The 20772-nt window shown below is 45.1% G+C and carries 27 protein-coding genes; 21 read left to right on the top strand and 6 right to left on the bottom strand.

Annotated features, from left to right (window positions below; all coding sequences use genetic code 11):
* The first annotated feature begins 381 nt into the window (after window positions 1–381).
* The 13 genes from CEF21_RS13135 (at window position 382) to CEF21_RS13075 (ending at window position 12142) form a co-directional block, all read left to right on the top strand.
* Window positions 382–1716 carry an aspartate aminotransferase family protein gene (locus CEF21_RS13135; RefSeq protein WP_123917044.1) on the top strand — a complete coding sequence of 445 codons (1335 nt, stop codon included), beginning with the start codon at window positions 382–384 and terminating at the stop codon, window positions 1714–1716.
* A gap of 3 nt (window positions 1717–1719) precedes the next feature.
* Window positions 1720–2421 (top strand): CoA transferase subunit A, encoded by a 702-nt coding sequence (locus CEF21_RS13130; RefSeq protein ID WP_123917042.1) that lies wholly within the window; start codon window positions 1720–1722, stop codon window positions 2419–2421.
* A complete protein-coding gene (locus tag CEF21_RS13125) occupies window positions 2394–3050 on the top strand; it encodes a 3-oxoacid CoA-transferase subunit B (RefSeq protein ID WP_123917040.1) in 657 nt (218 codons plus the stop codon). Before CEF21_RS13130 ends, CEF21_RS13125 begins: the two co-directional genes overlap by 28 nt.
* 13 nt (window positions 3051–3063) lie before the next feature.
* Entirely contained in the window at window positions 3064–4344 is a 1281-nt protein-coding gene (locus tag CEF21_RS13120; RefSeq protein ID WP_123917038.1) for a peptidase, read from the top strand.
* Between the two features lie 50 nt (window positions 4345–4394).
* On the top strand, window positions 4395–5663 hold the full coding sequence (gene gabT / locus CEF21_RS13115) for a 4-aminobutyrate--2-oxoglutarate transaminase (protein ID WP_241156868.1): 1269 nt from the start codon (window positions 4395–4397) through the stop codon (window positions 5661–5663).
* 101 nt (window positions 5664–5764) lie between these two features.
* Complete coding sequence (ablB, locus tag CEF21_RS13110; protein WP_123917034.1) at window positions 5765–6625, top strand: putative beta-lysine N-acetyltransferase; 861 nt, start codon at window positions 5765–5767, stop codon at window positions 6623–6625.
* A gap of 48 nt (window positions 6626–6673) precedes the next feature.
* Entirely contained in the window at window positions 6674–8089 is a 1416-nt protein-coding gene (gene kamA, locus CEF21_RS13105) for a lysine 2,3-aminomutase (RefSeq protein ID WP_123917032.1), read from the top strand.
* A complete protein-coding gene (locus CEF21_RS13100) occupies window positions 8079–8354 on the top strand; it encodes a YokU family protein (protein ID WP_123917030.1) in 276 nt (91 codons plus the stop codon). The genes kamA and CEF21_RS13100 overlap by 11 nt, the downstream gene beginning before the upstream one ends.
* A gap of 80 nt (window positions 8355–8434) precedes the next feature.
* Window positions 8435–8656, top strand: a complete 222-nt coding sequence (locus CEF21_RS13095; protein ID WP_123917028.1) for a YozE family protein — start codon at window positions 8435–8437, stop codon at window positions 8654–8656.
* 103 nt (window positions 8657–8759) lie between these two features.
* Window positions 8760–9755 carry an ABC transporter ATP-binding protein gene (locus tag CEF21_RS13090; protein ID WP_123917026.1) on the top strand — a complete coding sequence of 332 codons (996 nt, stop codon included), beginning with the start codon at window positions 8760–8762 and terminating at the stop codon, window positions 9753–9755.
* A 15-nt stretch (window positions 9756–9770) separates the two neighbouring features.
* Window positions 9771–10559, top strand: coding sequence for an ABC transporter permease (locus tag CEF21_RS13085; RefSeq protein ID WP_123917024.1), 789 nt, complete (start codon window positions 9771–9773; stop codon window positions 10557–10559).
* Window positions 10560–10568: 9 nt separating this feature from the next.
* Window positions 10569–11360: an ABC transporter permease gene (locus CEF21_RS13080; RefSeq protein WP_123917022.1), complete on the top strand. Its 792-nt coding sequence runs from the start codon at window positions 10569–10571 to the stop codon at window positions 11358–11360.
* Window positions 11361–11458: 98 nt separating this feature from the next.
* Complete coding sequence (locus CEF21_RS13075) at window positions 11459–12142, top strand: hypothetical protein (protein ID WP_123917020.1); 684 nt, start codon at window positions 11459–11461, stop codon at window positions 12140–12142.
* On the opposite strand, the gene CEF21_RS21295 is transcribed toward CEF21_RS13075, so the two are convergent.
* Window positions 12139–12279 carry a hypothetical protein gene (locus tag CEF21_RS21295; protein WP_164462184.1) on the bottom strand — a complete coding sequence of 47 codons (141 nt, stop codon included), beginning with the start codon at window positions 12277–12279 and terminating at the stop codon, window positions 12139–12141. The two genes, CEF21_RS13075 and CEF21_RS21295, sit on opposite strands and share 4 nt — an antisense overlap.
* 136 nt (window positions 12280–12415) lie before the next feature.
* On the opposite strand from CEF21_RS21295, the gene CEF21_RS13070 reads away from it, so the two are divergent.
* Complete coding sequence (locus tag CEF21_RS13070) at window positions 12416–12607, top strand: YozD family protein (protein WP_123917018.1); 192 nt, start codon at window positions 12416–12418, stop codon at window positions 12605–12607.
* Here CEF21_RS13070 and CEF21_RS13065 read toward each other — a convergent pair.
* Window positions 12604–13695 (bottom strand): DUF2515 family protein, encoded by a 1092-nt coding sequence (locus tag CEF21_RS13065; RefSeq protein ID WP_123917016.1) that lies wholly within the window; start codon window positions 13693–13695, stop codon window positions 12604–12606. The genes CEF21_RS13070 and CEF21_RS13065 overlap by 4 nt on opposite strands.
* A gap of 426 nt (window positions 13696–14121) precedes the next feature.
* On the opposite strand from CEF21_RS13065, the gene CEF21_RS13060 reads away from it, so the two are divergent.
* From CEF21_RS13060 to CEF21_RS13050, 3 genes are all read left to right on the top strand, one after another.
* Window positions 14122–14892, top strand: coding sequence for a sporulation protein (locus CEF21_RS13060; protein ID WP_123917014.1), 771 nt, complete (start codon window positions 14122–14124; stop codon window positions 14890–14892).
* A 198-nt stretch (window positions 14893–15090) separates the two neighbouring features.
* Entirely contained in the window at window positions 15091–15705 is a 615-nt protein-coding gene (locus tag CEF21_RS13055) for a phosphatase PAP2 family protein (protein ID WP_123917012.1), read from the top strand.
* Window positions 15706–15775: 70 nt separating this feature from the next.
* Window positions 15776–16090, top strand: coding sequence for a YodL domain-containing protein (locus tag CEF21_RS13050; protein WP_123917010.1), 315 nt, complete (start codon window positions 15776–15778; stop codon window positions 16088–16090).
* Window positions 16091–16135: 45 nt separating this feature from the next.
* Here the strand turns inward: CEF21_RS13050 and CEF21_RS21290 are convergent, their stop codons facing one another.
* Window positions 16136–16279 carry a hypothetical protein gene (locus CEF21_RS21290; RefSeq protein WP_164462183.1) on the bottom strand — a complete coding sequence of 48 codons (144 nt, stop codon included), beginning with the start codon at window positions 16277–16279 and terminating at the stop codon, window positions 16136–16138.
* Window positions 16280–16310: 31 nt separating this feature from the next.
* Here CEF21_RS21290 and CEF21_RS13045 point away from each other — a divergent pair, with 31 nt between their 5' ends.
* The 4 genes from CEF21_RS13045 to CEF21_RS13030 all read left to right on the top strand — a co-directional run bounded on the left by CEF21_RS13045 (window position 16311) and on the right by CEF21_RS13030 (window position 19263).
* The gene (locus tag CEF21_RS13045; protein WP_123917008.1) at window positions 16311–16676 is read left to right on the top strand and encodes a hypothetical protein; all 366 of its coding nucleotides are present in this window, start codon (window positions 16311–16313) and stop codon (window positions 16674–16676) included.
* A gap of 70 nt (window positions 16677–16746) precedes the next feature.
* A complete protein-coding gene (deoD, locus tag CEF21_RS13040) occupies window positions 16747–17451 on the top strand; it encodes a purine-nucleoside phosphorylase (RefSeq protein ID WP_123917006.1) in 705 nt (234 codons plus the stop codon).
* Window positions 17452–17959: 508 nt separating this feature from the next.
* Entirely contained in the window at window positions 17960–18739 is a 780-nt protein-coding gene (locus CEF21_RS13035; RefSeq protein WP_123917004.1) for a M15 family metallopeptidase, read from the top strand.
* Window positions 18740–18750: 11 nt separating this feature from the next.
* Window positions 18751–19263, top strand: coding sequence for a mismatch-specific DNA-glycosylase (locus CEF21_RS13030; protein ID WP_123917002.1), 513 nt, complete (start codon window positions 18751–18753; stop codon window positions 19261–19263).
* Window positions 19264–19286: 23 nt separating this feature from the next.
* Here the strand turns inward: CEF21_RS13030 and CEF21_RS13025 are convergent, their stop codons facing one another.
* From CEF21_RS13025 to CEF21_RS13015, 3 genes are all read right to left on the bottom strand, one after another.
* Complete coding sequence (locus CEF21_RS13025; RefSeq protein WP_241156867.1) at window positions 19287–19529, bottom strand: hypothetical protein; 243 nt, start codon at window positions 19527–19529, stop codon at window positions 19287–19289.
* 103 nt (window positions 19530–19632) lie between these two features.
* A complete protein-coding gene (locus tag CEF21_RS13020; RefSeq protein ID WP_123916998.1) occupies window positions 19633–20337 on the bottom strand; it encodes a class I SAM-dependent methyltransferase in 705 nt (234 codons plus the stop codon).
* 68 nt (window positions 20338–20405) lie between these two features.
* Window positions 20406–20675, bottom strand: a complete 270-nt coding sequence (locus CEF21_RS13015) for a hypothetical protein (RefSeq protein ID WP_123916996.1) — start codon at window positions 20673–20675, stop codon at window positions 20406–20408.
* Window positions 20676–20772: the final 97 nt, after the last annotated feature.

The following is a 20772-nucleotide window of genomic DNA, read 5'->3' as shown; positions in this document are numbered from 1 at the left end:
AAAACCGGATATTTCCTTTGAAAAAAGAATGAAAAACAATAAAACCGAACGATTTCGAAGCTCTATATCAGAGTTTCAAATAATAGTCCGGTTTTTTTTATTTGCTAAATTAAAGCAAGGTGTTAATTTTTTAAACCGTGTTGATGGAAGCGGAAAGTGAACCCCTGCAAAGGAGATCAACAACTAAGTTTAACCGAACTTTTTGATTAGCCAGAAACCTTTTGTCCCAGCCTTCTTTGCATGAACATAAAAATTAACCCGCTGCAATGGCTTCACAGGATGACTTCTCAGTATAAAATCAGCCGAACATCCTGATATAAACGGCGGTTTTCGTTCATACAATGTAAAAATAGAAGGTTTGGCGAGCGGGAGGGATGAAGGGTGAAAAGAAGTTACCTCATTAAGCCTGTTTTAGACGAGCAGCTTCCGGAGATTGCATTTGGGAGAGGCGTTTATTTATATGGTGCGGACGGCAAGGAGTATTTGGATGGATCATCAGGCGCAATCACGTGCAACATTGGGCATGGTGTCAAAGAAATTACAGATGCAATGAATGAGCAGGCGAAAAAAGTGTCCTTTGTGTACCGTTCCCATTTTACGAGCAAATCGGCGGAGATGCTAGCGGACATGCTTGCAGAACAGCTGCCCGGTGATTTAAATTGGAGTTTTTTCGTAAACAGCGGATCAGAAGCAGCGGAAACAGCGATGAAAATGGCGATTCAATACTGGCAGGAAAAAGGGAGGCCGTCCAAAACCGCTGTTTTATCAAGATGGCGGAGCTACCACGGTATTACGATGGGGGCCCTGTCCCTCTCTGGATACCCGGAGCGCAGGGTAAGATTCACCGGCCATCTTGCTTCAAGTCCGGATGTATGTGCCCCATACTGCTTCCGCTGTCCGCTGCAGCAATCTTATCCTTCTTGCCAGCTCATGTGTGCGGATGATTTGGAGCGTTCCATTAAGCGAATGGGAGAAGAAAATATTGCAGCGTTTATGGCAGAGCCAATCGTAGGTGCTGCTGGAGCCTGTCTTACTCCGCCGCCAGGGTATTATGAACGGATCCGGGAAATTTGCGACCGGTATGATGTTCTCTTTATTGCGGATGAAGTCATGACCGGGATGGGGAGGACCGGGAAAATCCTGGCAATCGAGCACTGGGACTGTATGCCGGATATTGCGGTGCTCGGGAAGGGTCTGGGTGCCGGCTACAGTCCGATTGCAGCAGCGGTTGCTTCGGATAAAGTGATGAAATCCTTTCGGGATGGCACCCGTGTCATCATGAGCGGCCACACCTATAGCGGAAATCCCCAGTCAGCGGCAGCAGCCTTAGCCGTTTTGCATTATCTCAAAAAGCACAGCCTGGCCGCACATGCAGCTAAGCAGGGGCAGGATTTGATGGAGAAACTGAAAGAGATGCAGAAATCCAACCCATTTATCGGAGATGTGCGGGGAAGAGGGCTTTTAATTGGAATGGAATTGGTGAATCAAAACCATGCTCCTTTCCCTAAGCAGCGGAGAGCAGGAGCTAAATTCATTGAGCTTGCGTTTAAGAACGGCCTGATTCTGTATCCTGCAAGCGCCGGAATCGATGGAGGAGACGGCGATGCGGTCATTATAGCTCCGCCGCTGACCATTACAAGCCAGGAAACGGCAGACTTGCTCAAGCGATTCAAGAGAACGTGCAGCCAATTCATGCAATGGCAGGAGGAGGGGTAAGAAATGGAGGAATACAGTAAACTCATCCAGGCGGAAGAAGCGATCAAAACAGTGAAAGACGGCACTTCTCTCATGATTGGAGGGTTTGGCGGAGTCGGATCTCCTCCTCTCCTCATTGACGCCATTTTAGAAAAAGGAGTCCGGGACCTCCACATTATTTGCAATGATGCGGGGTTTCCGGATATCGGCGCAGGCAGATTGATTACTGCTGGCAGAGCGAGGAAGCTCACCGCTTCCCATATCGGGTCGAACCCCGTTGCCGGAAAGCTGATGACGGACGGAAAACTGGAGGTGGAATTTTCTCCTCAGGGAACACTTGCCGAAAGAATCCGCGCCGGAGGTACAGGCCTTGGAGGAATTTTAACGGATATCGGCCTGGAAAATGAATACGTGCGAAATGGGAAACAGCTGATTGAATCAGAAGGGAGCACCTATCTCCTTGAAACAGCCATTCGTGCCGATACAGCCATCCTGCATTGCGGCATAGCAGACACGTGGGGCAATCTCAGTTACTGCAAAAGCGCCCGGAATATGAATCCGCTGATGGCCATGGCGGCTGATTATACAGTGGCGGAGGCGGAGCAGCTGGTAAAGGCCGGGGAAATGGATGGGGAAGAGGTCGTTACACCGGGTGTGTTTATCCAGGCGGTTGTGCAAAGCAAGGGAGTGAATTGGAAATGGGTATGGGAAAAGAAACAAAGCTGAACATTGCCAAACGAGCCGCCAGGGAAGTGGAAAAAGGAATGGTGCTTAATTTGGGCATTGGCATTCCTTCACTGGTGCCTCATTTTTTGCCGAAAGACTTTCCGGTTATGATTCAGGCGGAGAACGGTATTTTGGGGATGGGACCTGAGCCGCCTCCCGGTGAAGAGGAGTGGGAGCTATGCAATGCCGCGGGATATCCGGTTACCGAAGGAAAAGGCATTTCCTACTTTGATTCTGCGTCGGCATTTGGAATGATCCGAAGCGGTTGCATTGATATGACGATCCTCGGGTCTCTCGAGGTGAGTTCAAGCGGGGATCTTTCAAACTGGATTGTCCCTGGAAAAACGGTGCCAGGAATGGGCGGGGCAATCGAACTTGCTCAAAAAGCAAAAAAAGTTCTCGTTGTGATGAGTCATACAGATAAATACGGACGGCCAAAGATTGTGCAGCAGTGCTCTCTCCCCATCACAGCAAAAAAATGCGTCAGCCGCGTCATTACGGATATGGCAGTGCTCGATATAACCGACTCAGGCCTCTTATTAACGGAAGTAATGGAGCCCTTTTCAGTTAAGGATGTAATCAGCTGTACGGGAGCTCCCTTGCTTCTTTCACCGGAATTGAACGTATAGAAAGGATGATTGCATGGATCAGGAGCAATTGGCGATTTGCCAGTGGCTGGATCGGAATCAGCATCGTGCAGTAAAATTGCTGCAGAAATTAGTGGAACAGCCGAGTACTCAGGGGAACGAAGCTTCTGCCCAGGCAATTGTATTAGAGAAATGCAGGCAGATCGGTCTTGAAATCGACATATGGGAGCCAGGCGGCAAGAAGCTGAAATCGCACCGGCATTTTTATTCAACAAGATCTAATTTTAAAGAAAGCCCGAATATCGCAGCCGTCATGAGAGGAAGCGGAGGCGGGAAGTCATTGATTTTAAATGGCCATATCGATGTTGTCCCTGAAGGAGACCGCGCACAATGGAGGAATGAGCCATACCAGCCGATGCTTGAGAACGGGAACGTCTATGGAAGAGGCACATCAGATATGAAAGGCGGAAATGTCTCGATGCTGATGGCGCTGGAAGCGATCGCAAGCTGCCAGGCTTCCATTAAAGGAGACATCATCTTTCAAAGTGTAATCGAAGAGGAGAGCGGGGGAGCCGGAACGCTTGATGCCATATTGAGGGGATGGAAGGCGGATGCAGCCATTATTCCCGAGCCGACAAACATGAAAATTTTTCCGAAGCAGCAGGGCTCGATGTGGTTCAAAGTGATTGTGCACGGCAAATCCGCTCACGGCGGTACAAGATATGAAGGGGTTTCGGCCATCGAGAAGGCGATGATTGTCATGAATCACATCCGGGAGCTTGAAAAGATTAGAAATGAAAGGATAACCGACCCCCTTTATGCCTCCACACCTATTCCCATTCCGATTAATATCGGGAAAATAACCGGGGGCGATTGGCCTTCCTCCGTTCCCGACCGCGTGATTCTTGAAGGAAGGTGCGGTGTTGCACCGAATGAACAGATGGAAGAGGTTCAACATGAGATGCAGGATTACCTGGAGAGGCTGGCTGAATGGGATTCATGGTTTGCTGACCACCCCGCAGAGCTGCAGTGGTATGGAGCGCGATGGCTTCCGAATGAGCTGGAACAGGATCATCTTCTAACCGATACTCTCATAAAAAGCTATAAAGAAGTGACAGGTGAAGTCCCGGTTATGGAAGCCTCTCCATGGGGAACCGATGCAGGAATGATCGCAGCTTCAGCCGGTATCCCCTCCATTGTGTTTGGGCCGGGCATCACCGAAACAGCCCATCATCCGAATGAGTACATTCCGGTGAAAAATGTAATACAGACCGCGAAGGTGATGGCTCTCTTTGCTTTAAAATGGTGCAGAATGACAAAGGGGGAGTCCGATTGACAAAATTCATATCGATTAAGACTGCTTCAGGCACGGCGACTGACGAATTGATGAAAAGGAGAAATGAGCACGTCCCTAGAGGCCCTTTTCATGTGGTGAATAAATTCATTACTAAAGCCAAAGGAGCCCGGGTAACGGATGTGGAAGGAAATACGTATTTGGATTTTGCAGGCGGAATCGGGACGTTAAATGCCGGCCATTGTCCGGATGGGGTGGTAAAGGCGCTAAAGGAACAGCTTGAGCTGTTTATTCATCCAAGCTTTCACGTCCTGCTCTATGAATCTTATATAGACTTAGCGGAAGAGCTGAATCGGCTCACACCCGGGGATCACCATAAGAAAACCTTTTTTTTGAACAGCGGGGCAGAAGCAGTCGAAAACGCGGTGAAAATTGCAAGAAGGGCTACCGGACGGAGGGCTGTCGTTTCCTTTGAAAGAGGATTCCATGGAAGAACGTATATGGCGATGGGGCTTACAAGCAAGGTGAAGCCTTATAAAAACGGTTTTGGGCCGTTTCCTCCGGATGTGTATAAACTGCCGTTTCCTTATTATTTTCACTCAGAAAAGGAGACCCCTGAAGAAATTGACGCTCAGGCAGTCAAGCAGCTGGAAACGTTTTTTTTGACAGAGGTTCCTCCTGAAGAGATTGCCGCTTTTATTATGGAGCCGGTTCAGGGAGAGGGAGGCTTTGTCATTCCTTCCGCTAACTTTGTTCAGAAAGTAAAGAATATCTGTGAAAAGAACGGGATTCTCTTCATTGCAGATGAGGTCCAGACGGGCTTCGGCAGAACGGGGAAATGGTTTGGGATCGAGCATTTTGGAGTGGTTCCCGACTTGATCACGATGTCAAAATCGATAGCTGCCGGTTTGCCGATCAGTGCCGTCACCGGAAGGGCAGAGCTTATGGATGCACCTGAAATTGGAGAGATCGGCGGCACATACGGGGGCAGTCCGCTCGGATGCAAGGCCGCATTGGAAGTCATCAAAATGATTGAAACCCAAGGTCTTCTTGACCGATCGGAAAAGATTGGCGAAACGATTGAATCGTACTACCGGAAGTGGACAGAGGAGCTCCCGTTTATCGGAGAAGGAAGACGCCTTGGAGCTATGGCAGCGATTGAAATTACAGAACAGGGCAGCAAGAAACCTGATAAACTTCAAACGGCCAGTCTGCTGAAGAAAATTCATGACCGCGGAGTGATCGTAATGAGCGCTGGGCTATACGGCAATGTCATCCGGTTTCTTTGTCCGCTTGTCATATCAGATGAAGAGTTAATAGAGGGTCTTGACGTGATCGACAGAGTCCTTTACGACAGCTGAGCCGCCTGCAATGGTGGTGTTACGGTCGGTGATAAATAAAACAAATGCAATTCCTTCTTTTGGCTGCATAAAGAAGGGATGGCCTTAATGGGGGATTTCCTATGAAAGAGATCATCGAGGCTGGATGGAAAGGAAACGCTGAGGTTGTTTTTGATGCATACAATGAACGGTGCAGGGTCGACGATTATGCCGGCAATTTATCTTTTCTGTATGCGGGGATTGTGGAGGAGTGCAGAAAAAGAAACGTGAAAAAATTAATCTGGAAGGTGAAGTCTTCGGACTGCTTCCGGGCGCTCGGAACAGGCATGCAGCCAGAAGGTGCAGCGGGTTCATTTTTCAGGGGAGAGCCTTGCTGGTTTTTTTCAAAATTCTTTTCGGAAACAAGAAGAAAAACGGATGGATGGCTGAAGGAAGACCGTTTACTGGAAGAAGTTCTCCAGAAGGATCCCAAAAAAATCATTCCGCTGCCGAATCAAGGGATAAGAGAGGCGGTCTTAGAGGATGCAGAGGAGCTCGCCTCTTTTTATGGAGCGATTTTTGATGTCTACCCTGTCCCAATTACGGATCCGGATTATGTAAAGAAGGCCATGAACTCGTCCTCTTATTTTATGGTCGCTGAAGATGAGGGGAAAATCGTGAGTGCCGCTTCAGCTGAAGTGGATGAAAACCATTTAAATGCAGAAATAACCGATTGCGGAACGCTGCCCGCTTACCGGAAGCAGGGACATCTTCAGCATTTAATCGGTGCACTGGAGCAAAAGCTGGTGCAAAAAGGGATTTATTCGTCCTACTCTTTATCCAGAGCGAAGTCTTTCGGGATGAACCGATCCTTGTATCAATGCGGCTACACGTACGGAGGAAGGCTTGCGAATAATTGCTACATTTACTCCTCCATTGAAAACATGAACATTTGGTGGAAAGATCTTTCGAAGGAAAAGGAAGCGGTGCATAGGCAACTTTGAGACGGTATCTGCATTTATTGTAGGGTAAAAGCAAGAGGGGGGAAATCAATGGCTCAGCAGCTCTATGTGCCAGACCGGCACTGGAAGGATATTAGTCTATGGAAGGACGTTCCTGAAGGAAAGTGGAACGACTGGCTATGGCAGCTCACCCATACGATCCGCACAGCAGATGATTTAAAGCAAGTCATCAATATGACTCCCGAAGAAGAAGAAGGGGTTCGGATTTCTGCAAAAACGATTCCTTTAAATATCACTCCCTATTATGCCTGGCTCATGAACCCGGATCAGCCAGAATGTCCGATTCGAATGCAGTCCGTACCGATTGGAACCGAGCTGAAGAAAACGAAATATGATTTGGAAGATCCGCTTCACGAAGATGAGGACTCTCCTGTACCGGGTCTTACCCACCGGTATCCGGACCGCGTTTTGTTTCTTGTCACAAACCAATGCTCCATGTATTGCCGGTACTGTACCAGAAGAAGATTTTCCGGTCAGATTGGAATGGGCGTGCCGAAAAAGCAGCTGGATGACGCAATCAATTATATCGCTTCAGCGCCGGAAGTACGGGATGTACTGATTTCCGGCGGAGACGGATTATTAATAAACGATAATATTCTTGAATACATTTTGAAAAATTTAAGAGCCATTCCCCATGTTGAAATCATTCGGATCGGAACAAGAGCACCCGTTGTTTTTCCGCAGCGGATTACAGAAAATCTATGCCGTATATTGAAGAAATATCATCCCGTATGGCTGAATACCCATTTTAATACGAGCATTGAAATCACGGAGGAATCCAAAAAGGCGTGCGAAATGCTTGTGGATGCCGGAGTACCTGTTGGCAATCAGGCTGTCATTTTAGCGGGGATCAATGACAGCGTTCCAATTATGAAAAAGCTCATGCACGATCTCGTGATGATTCGCGTTAGACCGTATTATATTTATCAGTGTGACCTTTCTGAAGGAATCGGCCATTTTCGGGCTCCGGTATCAAAGGGGCTTGAGATTATTGAAGGCCTGCGGGGACATACGAGCGGGTATGCCGTTCCGAGCTTCGTTGTCGATGCACCAGGCGGGGGCGGGAAGATTACCCTTCAGCCAAACTATCTTATTTCACAAAGCCCGACGAAAACGGTTCTTCGAAATTTCGAGGGAGTCATCACCTCCTATCCGGAACCTGAAAATTATGTTCCAGGGACGGCAGACGCATATTTCGAATCTATTTACGGTGATATGGATGCCAAAAAATCGAAGGCTGGAATTGCAGGCATCCACGAGGAAGCTCATTTGACTCTTACACCTGCGGATTTGGCGCGGCTGAAAAGAAGAAACCAGTACAGCAGCAATCCAGATCATCAGACGCTTAAAAATAAGCGGGATAAGAGGGATGAACTAAAGGAGAAGAAATTCCAGTCCCAGCAGCAAAAAGACAAAAAACAGGACGGGGAACAAGATGACGTGTGAATGGTGCGGAAGTGAAGCAATTGCATCTGCTGAGATGAACGTTTACTGGGAACTGCCCGACGGAACGAGAGCGATTGAAATTACCGGGGCCCCTTCGGTCGAATGCGCCTCCTGCCAAATGAAGTATCAGGAGGCTCATGTCGTAAAAGAAATCGAGAATCAGCTTTTTCTTATACGGACAGCCAATCTTGAGGATTGTATCTCATACGTTCAGTTAATGGCGGAACCGCGGATCTTGAAGAAAAATTATTTTGATTTCAGCTGATCAGGAAACAGAACGTTTGACTCCCTCCCCGAACAGGATATAATATAACCCAATCAGCTTATCCAGCGGGGGAGAAATGAATGAAGTCTTTTTACCACTACCTGATGAAATACCGTCATCCTAAACCAAAGGATGAAATCAGCCGCTTTGCCAACCATGCCTACATGGATCACAGCTTTCCGAAATACTCGGATGAATACCATGAGATATCCGATTATTTGGAACTTAACGCCGGATATATGGAATCAATGGCTGTATTTGATGAAGCCTGGGATCTCTATAAAGCCGAATCCAATATGTAATCATAAGAAGGCCGCAGCATTGCGGTCTTTTTTCGTTTACAAATAAAGGAATGAAATTTATAATCTGTAAGCGTTATTATAAGTGTTTTTTGGGGGGATGCCGGTGATTAAGGCAGTGGATTTAAAAAAAGAGTATATTCTTGTGAAACGCGATCCTGGATTGAGAGGAGCGTTAAAATCTCTGTTTAAGCGGACTTACGAGAAAAAATCTGCGGTTAAAGGAGTAAGCTTTCACATTCAAAAAGGTGAAATGGTAGGATACATAGGTGCAAATGGAGCGGGGAAATCAACGACGATTAAGATGCTGACCGGAATATTAACCCCGTCTTCAGGAGAAGTGAAAGTAAATGGAATCGTTCCCTACAAAAACAGGAAAGCGAATGCCAAACAAATAGGCGCGGTATTTGGCCAGAGAACGCAGTTATTCTGGGATATTCCGGTCCGCGAGTCCTTTGAGCTGCTGAAAGAAATTTATGAAGTACCCGACAGTCAGTTTAAGGAAACAATGGCTTTGTTTACGGACGTTCTTCAGCTCGATGCTTTACTTGGGATTCCGGTCAGACAGCTTTCACTTGGGCAGAAAATGCGCTGTGAGCTCGCTGCTGCCTTTATCCATCGGCCAGAGGTCGTTTATCTGGATGAGCCGACCATCGGACTCGATGTGGCCGTTAAAGTGAAAATACGGAAATTTATCCGCGATATGAATGAAAAGTGGGGAACAACGGTTTTGCTTACTACCCATGATATGCAGGATATCGAAGAAATCTGCAGCCGGATCATCATCATTGACCAAGGGATGATTCTGTACGACGGGGGGCTTGAAGAAATCAAAGAACGGTTCTCTGCGAAAAGAGAAGTGCATTTTGAGATGGAGCCGATGCAAGCGTTTGCGTTCCCTGACAGCATCGCTCATGCAGCTGAACTCAGAATGGAAGAAGGAGAAGGGGTTCAAAAGGCCGTCCTGTCTTTTTCAAACCAAATCATAAAAGGATCTGAGGTCATAGCAGAGGTTCTGAAGCTGAACAAAATTACCGACCTGTCCATTCAGGATCCAAATATTGAAACGATTATTGAAGAAATTTATAACCGGGGTTTGTAAAGGGGGGGAGTTTAGGTGAGGAAGTACTGGATGTTTGCCAAATCCTCTATGCAGATCAGCGCTGCCTATAGCGCCTGGTATTGGGCCAGTATGGCGTCAGTTATCCTAAAGCTTTTAATCATGTTTTATTTTTGGCATGCAGTGTACAGGAATCAAACGTCGATTCAGCAGCTGACTTTGCAGGATATGCTTACTTATATCGCGGTCGCGATGTTTGTACAGGGATTTGTGTCAGGAGCTGGAAATGAGCTTGCCAGGGAAATCAAACAGGGGCAGATTGCCATTGAACTTATGCGGCCATACGATTATTTATTTAAAATGATTTTTATGGATTTTGGCCAAAAAGCTTCTTTTTTTATTAGGGAAACCATTCCAATGGGGCTGATTGCTTTTCTTTTTATAAAGATCAGTCCCCCGGAAAACATGGAACAGCTTTTAGGTTTTTTGGCCAGTGCCGTTCTTGGGGTATGGATTGGAACGTTCTTTGACATGCTCATCGGAATTCTTGCTTTTTGGACAGTCAATGTCTGGGGGGTACAGGTGTTAAAGGAAGGGGTTATCACCTTTTTCTCGGGAGCCCTCATCCCGCTTACCCTGTTTCCTGAGTGGCTTCAGTCCATTGCATTTGCATTGCCCTTCCAGGCAATGGTTTATGCGCCTGTTTCCATTTATACCGGCCAGATGGCCGGGACGGAAATCCTTTGGACCATTGCGGTTCAGCTCATATGGCTGCTCCTGCTATATGGCTTATTAAAAGTGATGTGGAATCAGGCTGTGAAGAAAGTAACGATTTTTGGAGGATAGGAGGAAAAGATGAAACGGTACGCAAAGCTGTATTACTTATTTGCAAAAAATCATATAAAGGTCATGCTTGAATACAGGATTGATTTTTTGATCGGCATCTTGTCTGTTGCCCTCCAGCAATTCGCCGGGGTGTTTTTTATTGCGGTTGTATTTAGCCATATTCCATCTCTAAACGGCTGGACCTTTTATGAGCTCCTCTTCATTTATGGGATTGCGGCAAGCGGCAGGGCGATTCACCATATCTTTTTTGATAATTTGTGGACGCTCGGCTGGCAGTATATCAAACCGGGTCAGCTGGACAGACTTCTGATCCGCCCGGTTAATCCGTTTTTCCATGTATGTGCCGACAGGCTGCAGCAGGATGGCTTCGGCCAGCTTTTGATTGGGGGAATCATTCTATTCGTCTCCATCTCTCATTTGGACCTGTCATGGGGAGCGCTTGAAATTCTGATGCTTCTGATTATGATTGGATCGAGTGGAGTGATTTTTGTTGCCATCAATCTATTTTTTGCAGCCCTCTCTTTCTGGATGACGGACAGCATGCCTGTCCTATGGGCTGTTTTCAATTTAAGTGAGTTCGCAAAATATCCTCTGACGATTTATCACAAAGGTCTCCAGTTTTTTCTGACATGGATCATTCCGTACGGATTTACAGCGTTTTTGCCGGCGGCCTGGTTTCTCGACAGAGAAGGCTATGCCTTTATTGCCATTGCAGCTCCACTTGCAGCTGCCATTGCCATGACAGCCGCTTATTTATTTTGGCTGCTCGGTCTTAAAAACTATACAAGTACAGGAAGCTGAGAAAAGGAAACCGTAAACCCTGTGTGAATGGCCCATGCGAATACAAAACCCCCGCATATACTATCATAACTTTTTAGAGTGCGGGAGTGAGAATGGGCATGACCTCAAAGTATCCTAAGTTTAAAATGGGTGAAGTCGTCGTAATCGTTTTATATGGAACAGTAGGTACGGTAACAAATGTGTATAAACTGAACCAGTCATTCCTGTATGAGGTCAATCATGGGGATGTTCTCTTTTTTGAAAGCGCCCTCTCATTTTATAAAGAGTATGAAGGGAAAATCTTTGAAATTGAACGGATTGAGGTCGAATATCAGTTTGCCATCGGCGACTTGGTTCACGTAACGGGGTATGGAAAAGATTTATTTAAGATTGTCGGCTTAAGAACCGAGATCTGGCGGTATCTGGAAGATGGATGGGAAGACATGGTCTACGAGCTGATGAGAGTGGCCGACGGGGAATGGCTTGAGGCCGCAGAGGAAGAAATGATTCTTGTCATGAGCAATAATGAAGCAGAAAAGTCTTTGCACCAAATTATGCTGATGCTGAATAAAGAAGGGTCAGAAGGAGAGGCGCAGGATGAACCGGCGGGATTGAAAACAGGGAGTGCGTCTTCCTATTCTTCGGAAAAAACGGAAAAGAAGAAAGATCCCGGCCAGCTCGTGAATGACCTCCTCGATATTTACAATGATTACAGACTCCTTTACCTTCAGTTTGGAGATCCGGAATATAAGGAAATGATGCAGCTCGTCTTGGATAGCCTGAAACGATTCCGCCCCCATTAATGGAACAGCCAGAGGGCCCCATTCCATAAAATGAATGGCAGACAGACAATGACCGATAAACCAAATAAAAAGTAAACCCCGCGCTCGAGTACGAAATCAAAACGTTCACTATCCAGCCATTTCACCAATGTATTCATCTGGTTTCCTCCTAATAGCTTGTCCTTTTAAGAGAAGGTATGCAGGAAACCGGATACGTATGACAGGGAAAAGTTATTCCTTCCATAGACATATGCCTGCACTTCTTTACATAGAAAGTATAAAGGGGGCGGAAGCATGGAGGAAATGGAAGTTGTCATTGACACAGAGGAAATTGCTGAATTCTTCTTTTCCGAACTGACAAGAAGGGGCTACATCCCAGGTGCAGAAGAACTGGAAGTCCTTGCTGATATCATGTTTGATTATCTTCTCGTCAAGTGCATCATCGATGAAAATATGGAAGATGAGCAGCCGCCCCTTAACGGCTAGTGCAATAGTTTTTTACTGATAGCCGAAATAGGGGCAAGCTTGAATAGGTCCGCCATCACTTTGTTTGATAAATCCTGGACTTTCGCTGTCTCGGGCTTCTCAAAACCCTTCGGCATGCCAAAGCTCTTGAACCAGTCGCTTTTGGCCGGAGGAGGCGCAGGCACTAACGGCCAGGAATCCTCAAGAGACGGACTGTTCAATTTCACAGGGCTCTCCACCGGGGAAAAAAGATGAGGCCAGTAATCGCTTCGTGATGCCGTATGAACGGATGATTTGCAGAAGGCTAAAATGGAGTCGTGAATGGTTTGATGGGAATAGAGAATGCAATAAAGCTTTTTGCCGGTCAGGATCCGTTCATGAAGGGATTGGAACTGCATGACGGTCAGCCCCGCAACAGAGTAGCGTTTTTGCTTTTGACGGGTTTTATAGGGAAAGAGAATACGAGTGAGACCCCATTTCTCCTGTAAAGTAAATTTCAAATTGTTCATTACATGGGAAGCTTGGGAGGTTGAGAGAATATTCTTCTCAATCATAGATTGCTCATTCGCGATAAGAGCGCCTGTCAGGAAAGAACGGCTTCCGTTTTCAAAAAAGGCCGACCAGACCGGCTCCATAAAACATGATACCCGGAAGCGCGGCAGAAGATGGAAAAGATTTCTGCCGCGTTTTTTGCTTTCTTCATACAGCAGCAGCTGTGGATAGGCATCTGCAAAAATAGATGCGTTGATCCATTCGAGAAGATGGAAGAGATCCGCTTGCTCCTGTTTTCCTAGAAGCGGACCTATGTAGGAGGATTTTAAATCTGTCATGCTGTATCCGCCGTTCCTGGATACGAGATGAGCAAGCAAAGCCCAATGAATTTCCGGATTCCGGCTGTGGAACAGAAGATAACTGGCAGTCCGGGTAAGATTGGAACGATTTGCGTGTTTTATGTGCCTGCTGATTTCTTCAATGATTGTCCTTTCTTCTCCATCCGTCACCACTGGTTCTGGATCTTTTGAAAGCTGTTTGAAAAGGCTCGCGTACAGCGCATCCATTTCTTCAGCTGGTAGAGAATATCCCGAGCGACCCCATTTTTTCTTCGCCAATCCAGCTCCCCCCTGACCGAATCTGTGCTCCAATCCTTAAAATAATGTATGATAAAAATGAAACTTAGGTTCATTCTGCTCCGTAATAAGAGTCAGGGAGAAAAGAGGGTCCTAACATCCTGAATAAAGGCGGAAAGGCCTTGGGAGGAAGAACAGGGATCCTTTGGCTGATGTTTTTTAAAAAAGCGCTGTTAAACTCGGCTGTTGCTTGCAGCTAGAAGTCGTTCACTTATCCTTGGGCGGGCGGTAAGCCTCCTCGTGGCTTCGCCACTGCGGGGTCTCACCTGTCCCGCTTGAGAATCACGCTTTCCGCTCCAATCAACAGGTGAGAAAAATCAACAACATGCTTTAACATGGCCTTAAAAAAAGAAGAATAGAAGAGCGATCATCATGAATGGAAACCTATACTTTAGAGGAGGAATCAGAATGTCATTTTTTAATAAAGTGTTTGCAAGTGTAGGAATTGGAGCGGCTAAGGTGGACACAAGACTGCATGATGTGAACGTTAGGGCAGGGGAAGAAGTGCAGGGGATTGTTGCAATAAAAGGCGGAAAGACGAACCAGGAAATTGCCGAGATCTATTTATCTGTCATGACTGCATATGTCAAAGAGGCCGATGATAAAAAATATACGCAGACAGCGGTCATTGCGAAAGTGAAAATCAATGAACCATTTGTGATTACGCCTGACGAACATAAAGAAATTCCATTTCGCTTCGTATTACCCGAGGATACACCCGTTACATACGGAAAATCGAAAATCTGGATTCATACAGGGCTGGATATTAAAAATGCGGTGGATCCAAGTGACCAGGATGCTCTCCATGTTCATCCCGGCCCTGTTCAGCAAGAGGTATTCAATGCCCTCGGAGAGCTTGGCTTTCAACTGAGAAATGCTGAAAATGAAGCTGCCCCTGCAAGGCTGAGAAAAAGACTTCCGTTTGTACAGGAATTCGAATTTTATCCGTACCAGGGTCCGTTCCAAGGTAAACTCGATGAATTAGAGGTCGTTTTTACTGAAGTATCAAATGAAAGAGCGGAATTAGTCATGGAAATTGACAGACGGGCAAAGGGCTTGTCCGGCCTGTTTTCAGAAATGCTTGAGATGGATGAAACATCCGTCAGGCTATCTGTCAGTAAGCAGGACCTTCCTCAGCTAAGACAGATTCTCCTGCAGACCATCCAAAAATTCAGCTGAATGCTTTCTTTGAAACAGCCTCAATGAAGTGCAAATTTGACAGAGCTTTTTAACGTCAAGGATCGAATATCCTTAAATCCGTTTTGCCTGACTTTTGGCAGAGCGGATTTTTTTGATTTGGCAGGAGTACCGATTGGTTTTAAGGATGATTGAAAATGGGTACCTTAGAAAAATACAATCTCCGGAAAGGTTTTGGATATGAAAGAGATCAGAAACACTGCCAGTTTGCTCATTATGTTTATTCTTCTTGCGATTCTATACCAATCCAGCTGGTATATTCCCGCAGACCAGTGGATGGTCCGGTTTTTTGAAGCCATCCGCTCACCCGTTCTCAGCGGGTATTTTATTTTCTTTACAGAATTTGGATCGGGGAAAATTATTTTCCCTATCTTAATGGCGATTGCGCTGGTGTTAGCCTATAAAGGGAAAGCGATGGAAGCCCTATTTTTATTTCTGTGTTTTTTCGGCTCAAGATTTTTTAATTGGCTTTTAAAAAACAGTTTTGACCGGGATCGTCCATCATTTAATCCGCTCATGGAAGAAAATACGTATAGTTTTCCAAGCGGGCATGCGATGAATTCAGCCGCTCTGTTTGCTTTTGCAGGATTTTTGCTGATTCGTTTTTATCCTAAATACCAATTGGCCATTTGGCGGATCATGTTTTTCATTATTGCCAGCATATCCATCAGCAGGGTATACATTGGAGTTCATTATGTATCAGATATCTCAGCGGGAATTTGTGCCGGACTTATCTGGTTTATAGCGGTTAAGAGAATGTATATGCAGGCTTTAGTCAAGTTTCGCCAAAAATAGTTAAATTTCAAAGAAGGACTTCTCTCATCATATCGCTAATTAATAGTGAAAAAGATGCGGAGGGAATCAGATGAAACAACAGCTGCTTATGATCAGGAAAAAACTGCGCATGATGGATATCACGATTTTCCAGACTCCGGATTTCGGAGATGTGAAAGGCTACCGGCAAGTGTATTCTTTCACCATCGAAGCAAAGGATCATGTAAGTGCTTTGGAACGGACGTTTAAGATGTTCAATGTCCAAGATACGATGCCTGATGATTATGCTGCGAGGTATGTGCGGACCGGCGACATTGTTTTTATAGATGAAGGAAGAAGGGGCCAGGAGTATTACAGGCTGCATTCAGGCGGCTGGAAGCGGATAAACCGAATTCACGTCAGGTAATAAAAATAAGCAGGCAGCGAATGTTTCATTCGCTGCTTGTACACATTATAGGTGATGGCCGGGACCGTTTTTTCTGTTTCCGGCACGGTTTTCTTTTTGATGCGCCGCTTCTTCAGCTTCAATCGCGGAAGAAGGAATATGATTGTTTTTCTTTGGAGCATTTACTCGGTTCCTATGCTTCTTGCCCATTTGACTACCTCCAGATAAAGGGGATATGGTAATGCTTTTAGCCGTTATTTGCATGCTCGGAATCATGTCATGCCTTTCAGCTCTTTTAGTGAAAAGAGAGCTGGAGAAACTGTTTTATAAAGGGAAAAGCCAGTATTTTTTTCATTTGCTCAACCTTTACTTCGTTAGTTTGCTCATAAGTTTTTCAGAAATCGTCTTTTATAAAAAGTTCCATGTATTTACCGGTTTTACCATGTACTTCGTTGAAATGATTCAAATTTCATTACTATGTTTCCCTTTTTATATGATCACCGCCTGGCTCTTCGAAAAGCATATGAAAAATTTGAAAAAATACGATGTCCGCGGCAATGTGCTAATCATTAAACCGAAATACCTTTCCCGAAAACAGCTTCCATAGTCCGCCTAATCACAGTACAATGAGATTATAGCTATAAGCAGCTATAGAGAGACCAGAGGAGGACAACGAGATGAGTGTACATATTGGAGCGAAAGAAGGACAGATTGCAGAAACGATTCTGCTTCCAGGCGATCCGCTTCGGGCGAAATATATTGCAGAAACGTTTTTGGAAAATCCGGAGTGCTATAATAAAGTCCGCGGAATGCTTGGTTATACCGGGACTTATAAGGGTGAGAAGATTTCCGTACAGGGAACAGGAATGGGTGTTCCATCCATTTCGATTTATGTAAATGAACTGATCCAAAGCTACAATGTTCAGCAGCTAATCCGGGTCGGTACATGCGGAGCGATTCAAAGAGATGTAAAAGTAAGAGATGTGATACTGGCTATGAGTGCATCGACAGATTCGCAAATGAACAGAATGACATTCGGCGGGATAGACTATGCGCCTACGGCGGATTTCGACCTTTTGAAAAGAGCGTATGACGCAGGATCGGCGAAAGGCCTTCAGCTTAGAGCAGGGAACGTCTTTACAGCAGACATGTTCTACAATGACAATGCCGATTGGGAAAAATGGGCGAAATACGGAATATTGGCGGTAGAAATGGAATCTTCTGCCCTTTACACACTTGCAGCTAAATTCGGCAGAAAAGCATTGTCCGTTTTGACAGTCAGTGACCATATTTTAACAGGTGAAGAAACAACCTCTGAAGAACGGCAAACGACGTTTAATGAAATGATAGAAGTTGCACTGGAAGCTGCAATCCAAAAATAAGCTTTGAAGAGGCTGGGACGTAAGTATTTCAGATAATGAAAAACCCGAACGATCAGGTGGATGTAAGTAATTCATTCCCCTAATTGTTCGGGTTTTTATTTGGTTTATGAAGAGTTTATTCTTCCTAAGAATCGTATACTTTAGTGGAATGGAGCGGAAGCCACTCCACTCCTGCGGGATGAAGAGGAGGCTTAAGCCTTCCTCCCCGCGGAAAGCGAGTGTCTGCAGCGCAATGGAACGGCTTACCTGATGAAAAAACAACAATGGCTGCGAGAAAGAAATTCTATTTGACGGACAGAAGAATGAAACTAGGATTCCTATTTGTGGATCATTCATCTTGTTATGTCCCGGCCCCTTTTATTTTGTCTCAACATTGATTTCAGCAGGCAAATACGGCAGGAACAGTTTATTTCAAAATGTAAAATTTAGTTTTTTGCTTTTTTGTCAATAATGGTACAATGGAATTTGCTTAAAAACAGAAACTTTACGATTTAGGTGGTAGTACGAAATGAAAAAGAAAATTGCCTGTGCCATTGTTCCATTAATGATCTTCTCAGGGGCATGTTCAGCGCCTGCCAAAGAAGATAAGCATCCGGCTAAAGCAGAACAAAATCAAGACACAGCCAAACAGCAGGCCGATGAAATGGTTCTTGAAGGAAAATATTTTAATGCTGTACAAGCAGTGAACGGCAAGCAAATCATTAAAAACCCAGAAAATATTCTCGTTTTAGCCAATAAGCATTACACACTTCCCGGAGATTATGAGCCAAACGATCTTGTTGTGCCAAATGTTCCTTTTTCGTTCGGGAATGCTGATATTCCTCAAAAATATGTAAGGAAAGAAGCGGCTGAAGCACTGGAATCCTTATTTTCCTCTGCAAAAGACAATGATATTGAATTGTTTGCGGTCTCTGGCTACCGGTCTTATAAAAGACAGGAAGGCATTTTCAGACAGGAAATAGCCGATAAAGGTGAGAAACGCGCAGAAGAAGCCGTCGCTCTGCCTGGACAAAGCGAGCATCAGACAGGGCTTGCGATGGATATATCAAGCAGAAGCGTCAATTTGGAATTAACGAAAGAATTCGGGGAAACAGCTGAAGGAAAATGGGTCCGGGAGAACGCTTATAAATTCGGCTTTATCATCAGATATTTAAATGATAAAGAGAACATTACTGAATATATGTATGAACCTTGGCATTTGCGGTATGTAGGAAAAGAGACAGCCGGTATTCTCCATGAAAAAAATCTTACTCTCGAAGAGTACTTTGAACAGGTCAAAAAGATTTAGCAGGTGAAAAGATGGAAAGACCAATGGATATACTGGATTATGGCTTAAGCATCTTATTTGTCGGGTTCAATCCAAGTATTCAATCCGGTCAAACCGGGCACCATTATGCAAATCCGACGAATCGCTTTTGGAAAATTCTTTTCGAAGCAGGTCTTACTGAAAGAATATACAGGCCCTATGAAGATCATACTCTCTTGGCAATAGGGTATGGGTTTACGAACATTGTCCATCGCCCAACTAGAAATGCACAGGAAATTACGAAACAGGAATATGCTGCAGGAAGAATGGAATTAAAGGAAAAAATTCAATTGTTCCAGCCCGCCATCGTCTGTTTTGTAGGGAAGGGTGTGTTTTTGCAATACAGGGAAATCCAAAAAGCTCCGTGGGGATTTCAGGATGCGTCGCTTGTGGAGGGAGTCAGGGAGTTTGCTGCCCCTTCATCAAGCGGACTTGTCAGAATGAAAACGGATGAAATAGCCTCCATCTACCGGTTATTGAATGGAGGCATGCAAAAAAGGGACTGAAAAGACAGTCCCTTTTTTGTGTGTTAAAAAAATAGCAGACTGCCGATTGCGAATCCAGTAATGAACCCAAGCCCGATTCCATAGGCAGGATAGTAAGGATAGTAACCGTATCCGCCATAAAAGCCCATCCCATAAGCTCCCCGAGGGCGGGGGCCGTTCGGCTGAATAAACACTCTGCTCCGTGTTACATTGACGATTCTTCCAGTGTGCACATTTCCAAAACGATCATTAATCCGAACATTTTTGCCGTGATGCTGGCAGCACATTTGATAATAGTTTTGACTCAAGTAAGATCCCTCCATTTTTAATCCTTACCTTGTACCGTATGAATGGAGGAGGTCAATAGTTTGTACGATTATCACGATTCGCTTACTTTTTTGCTAAAAACACCCGATATCCAAGCACCTGTCCAAACTTCTGCAGCATTTCCTGGTGCTTGCTTAACGTTTGAAAGACATCTGGAGCAACCGTTTCATCCATAAATACTTCATGATCCGGCTCATTTTCATCATAAACGAAAGAAAAATCCTCTGCTCTTAAGCTCCTAACCTTACTGAACCCTGCCGTTTTAAATTCATTTATCCAGGCTTCTTCATCCTGCAGGTTTTGGAATCCGTAAAAATCAGTAATTTCCCGGTAAACTTCAGGATCAGCAGGCTTTTCAAGGGTGACCTCAATGGCTGCGACTGTTCCGCCGGCTTTAAGAACCCGCATGCATTCATTTAAAGAATCAGTCAGCCGTGTAAAGGATAAAATCGATTCACAAAAAATCGCGTTGAATTCGTTTGACTGAAAAGGCAGAAGTTCAAGTTTTCCTTCTTTCACGGGAATGGATTCCCCGGAGAGTCTGTTCATCGCTTTTTTTACCATCCTTGGGTCAGCATCCACCCCGGCAGTCTCATATCCGAGCCTTGAAAGGTAAGACAAGGTCTGACCCGTTCCGCACCCGGCGTCCAGGATCCGGGAAGGATAGGACAGATCCATTTCGGAAAGAATTTGTTTTGTAAGCTGAAGCCCGCCGGGATGGGCTCCGGCAATGCCAAGAGAGGCAATCATATTTAAATAATCCGGCACGTTCAAATCTCCTCTGCATCAAATTCAAAACTATAATGTTACCATATGCAGGAAGAGGGGCTTATGCTTTAACAGCTTTTGAACAGCGAATGCCGGGCAATCAGTTTTTTCAGCCTGGCCTGAATGAGCGTATAAAGTTCAGCCTGGCAAATGCATTGCATCGCCTTGCTTATATTTAATGTTTGAATAAAATGCTCAATTTTCTTTTGAACATAATTCAACACTTGATTTTCATAAAAGAGGATTCTCCGCTGAATTTTCTCATCTACTTCATTCAGCAAAGAAAATGAAAAGCTAATCAACTCCCGGTCTGTATCGATCATAAAGTGATGGAGCAAAGGGAACGCCTCCTTTTTAATCTTTGTAATAAAATTTACACAATATTTACATACAAATCTTGAAAAAGCTGTCGAAAGGATTTAAATTTTATTGAGT

The sequence above is a fragment of the Bacillus sp. FJAT-42376 genome (genome assembly GCF_003816055.1).
In the GTDB taxonomy this organism is placed as follows: Bacteria; Bacillota; Bacilli; order Bacillales; family Bacillaceae; genus Metabacillus_B.
Note: the sequence above shows the minus strand (reverse complement) of the source record. Positions and strands in the feature narration are given on the sequence as shown.